The 3,163-nt window shown below is 65.0% G+C and carries 2 protein-coding genes; both read right to left on the reverse strand.

Translation table 11 applies throughout. The features are described 5' to 3' along the window. Positions 1–505 precede the first annotated feature (505 nt). Complete coding sequence (gene aceK / locus G3480_RS25775; RefSeq protein WP_164657067.1) at positions 506–2,269, reverse strand: bifunctional isocitrate dehydrogenase kinase/phosphatase; 1,764 nt, start codon at positions 2,267–2,269, stop codon at positions 506–508. A gap of 182 nt (positions 2,270–2,451) precedes the next feature. Then, entirely contained in the window at positions 2,452–2,934 is a 483-nt protein-coding gene (gene rraA, locus G3480_RS25780; protein ID WP_164657068.1) for a ribonuclease E activity regulator RraA, read from the reverse strand. Between the last annotated feature and the right edge of the window lie 229 nt (positions 2,935–3,163).

The raw sequence follows: 3,163 nt of genomic DNA on the forward strand, positions 1-3,163 counted from the left end.
AGCGGTTCCACCGTCGGCGTTGCGGTTGGGGTTGGCATCGCTGGCGGATCGCCCTGCGGGCATCCGCCCTACCGGCCTTGAAATGTTCATTCATCCGAGATGCCGAAAGGCGGCCTTTATCATCACTGCGGCCATCGCGACGGCATCACCTTGTAGGGTGGAACGCGAAGCGGTTCCACCGTCGGCGTTGCGGTTGGGGTTGGCATCGCTGGCGGATCGCCCTGCGGGCATCCGCCCTACCGGCCGGGTTTATTATCGAGGCCGAAAGGCGCTGAGCACTGTGGCCTTGATCCAGCGGATCGCTCAGTCGGTCGAGTCGGCGGCGCGCGCCCGTCGCGGCGGGGCGCCGCTCCCACGAGGTCGAGATGCGGCCGCTCAGGACCGCGTCGCTTCAGCCGCTTGGAACCGATCAAGAGCCAGGCGGCGATCTTCATGTTGGCGCATCCGTGGACTGCGCCGCGCCCCCGGCTCCGCTTGCACCCTTGCGGTAGCCGCTTCCGACCGGCTAGGGCGTGAGGTGGGGGTAGCGATGCGGGAACTCCTCTCTGTCCTTGCGAAAGCGGCGCTCGGGCGCGTAGGGGAAGACGTCTTCCAGATGGCCGGCGCGGATGTGGTCCTGCCGCGCGCGCCACCAGGCTGGATCTAGGAGTTCGCCGTGGTGCTGGCGGAAGACCTTGCGGATGCGCGGATCCGTGAGCAGGAAGGTCTCGAATTCTTCTGGAAAGACGTCGTCGGGTCCGGGGGTGTACCAGGGCTCGTCGCTCATCTCCATCTCGGGATAGGGCGCTTCCGGAATCTCGCGGAAGTTGCACTCGGTCAGGTAGCAGAGCTCGTCGTAGTCGTAGAAGACGACACGTCCCCGACGGGTGACGCCGAAATTCTTGAAGAGGAAGTCGCCGGGGAAGATGTTGGCGGCGGCCAGCTGCTTGATGGCATCGCCGTACTCACCGATGGCGTGGCGGATGTCGTCGTCGTCAGCCGTGTGGAGATAGAGGTTGAGCGGCGACATGCGCCGCTCGATGTAGAGGTGCTTGATGATGAGCTGGTCGTCGACCAGCTCGACGCTGCCGGCGCACTCGGCCTCTAGAAGCTCACGCAGCGCCGGGGAGAATCGGGCCAGCGGGAAGGCGACATGGGAGTATTCCCAGGAGTCGGCCATGCGCCCGACCCGATCGTGCATCTTGACCAGCTGGTACTTCTGCTTGACCTGATCCGGGGTCATCTCCTTGGGTGCCGGAAAGCGGTCCTTGATGACCTTGAAGACGAAGGGAAAAGACGGCAGGGTGAAGACGCACATGACCATGCCGCGGATGCCGGGCGCGATCAGCAGCTCGTCCGAGGAGTAGCGCAGGTGCTTGATGAAATCGCGGTAGAACTCGGCCTTGCCGAACTTCTGCAGGCCGATGGCGGTGTAGAGTTCGGCCTTGCCCTTGCGCGGCATCAGGGGGCGCAGGAAATCCACCACGGCCGCCGGCACCTCGGTGTCCACCATGAAATAGGCGCGCGAGAAGCTGAAGACGTCCGAGATCTCGTCCGTGCCGGTGAGCAGGGTATCGACATAGAGCCCCTGTGCCTCGTCGTTCAGGATGGGGATGACGAAGGGGATCTGGTCGGCGCCATTGATGGCCTTGCCGATGATGTAGGCCGCCTTGTTGCGGTAGAAGGGCGCACAGAGCACGGCGAGCTGGAAGTTTTGCTGGATGGCCCGGTTGGCCGGAAAGCGTGAGCGGATGGCCAGCAGCAGGCAGCGGATGTCGCGCCGCAGGTCACGGAAGGGGCGGTTGAAGCCGGCGTCCTTCAAGACCCGGGCGAGGACTCGGGCGAAGCCGTCGCGCGCCGGATAGTAGGGTCGAAAGATCGGCACCTCCGCCTCCAGGTGCTCGGTCGAGATCAGCGGCCAGACGAAGATGTAGGAGTTGTTGTAGTAGTGGCGGTCGAAGAGGCGGCAGAAGACCGAGTTGTAGAAGGTCTCCGCCAGCTCGGGCTGGTTGAGCTGCGGCAGCAGACGCATGTATTCGATCTTGACCCGCCGCCAGAGCACGTCGCTGGGGTCGCGCAGGTGGAATTCGCGGCGCAGCAGCGCGACGGTCTCGCCGACACGCCGATCATAGAAGCCAATGCGGTCACGCGACGCGGTCTGGACCGCTGGCCAGTCCGCTTCCTCGAAGCGCCGTTGGGCGTCGATCGTAATCTCACGAAAGAGTCGATAGTGGCGCTCGAAGCCTTCGAGCATGGCTTCGGCGATGAGTTTGGCTTCGGTCCAGGCCATAGGTTCGGTGGTCGGTGGTCGGTGGTCGGTGGTCGGTGGTCGGTGGTCGGTGGTCGGTGGTCAGGGAGTCTGGCGCCTCCCGGTCGGTCCTGTGTCATGATCGATGCACGACGAGCCTGGCTGGGCTGGATCTGTCGCGCCGAGGCGGCGCTCCCACGCCGCTGCCTCTGGACGGCCAGCGATCAGGGGTCAAGCGCCCTGTCGGACACCAGGATGCCATCCTCATCGCAGTAGACCCAATCACCGGGCGCAAAGCGCACGCCGGCGAAGGTGACGGGGATGTCGCGCTGCCCTTCCCCGCGCCGCTGGCTCTTGCGCGGGATGCTGGCCAGCGCCTTGACACCGAGCGGCATCTGGCCGATCTCGACGCTGTCGCGGACGCAGCCGAAGAGGATGACGCCGGCCCAGCCCTGCTCGACCGCGCTGGCGGCGATGAGGTCGCCCAGCATGGCGCAGCGCAAGGATCCGCCGGCGTCGACGACCAGCACACGTCCCTCGCCGGGCTCGGCCAGGGTTGATTTGACGACGGAGTTGTCCTCGAAGCACTTGACGGGCACGACGGGTCCGGCAAAACGCGACTGACCGCCGAAGTCGCGGAAGATGGGCTCACAGACGCGGAGTGCCTCGCCGTGAGCGTCGTAGAGATCGGCCGTTTTGAAATCCATAGACTCCTCAAACAATGACGAAAGCGAACGCCGACAGAGGGTGCGCCGCAATCACGCACCCGTCGCGGCGGGGCGCCGCTCCCATCGACCGCGCGGTTGGACCAAAACCATGATCGAGGTCGAACGCTCTCGAAGCCTCTGACGGCCAATCGCTTAGCAAGTGTCCATCAATTGTTTCCCGATGCGAGCGATGCCGCCCGAAATCCCCCCTAGCCCCCCTTTGCGAAAG

Source organism: Thiorhodococcus mannitoliphagus, assembly GCF_010915725.1.
GTDB lineage: Bacteria > Pseudomonadota > Gammaproteobacteria > Chromatiales > Chromatiaceae > Thiorhodococcus > Thiorhodococcus mannitoliphagus.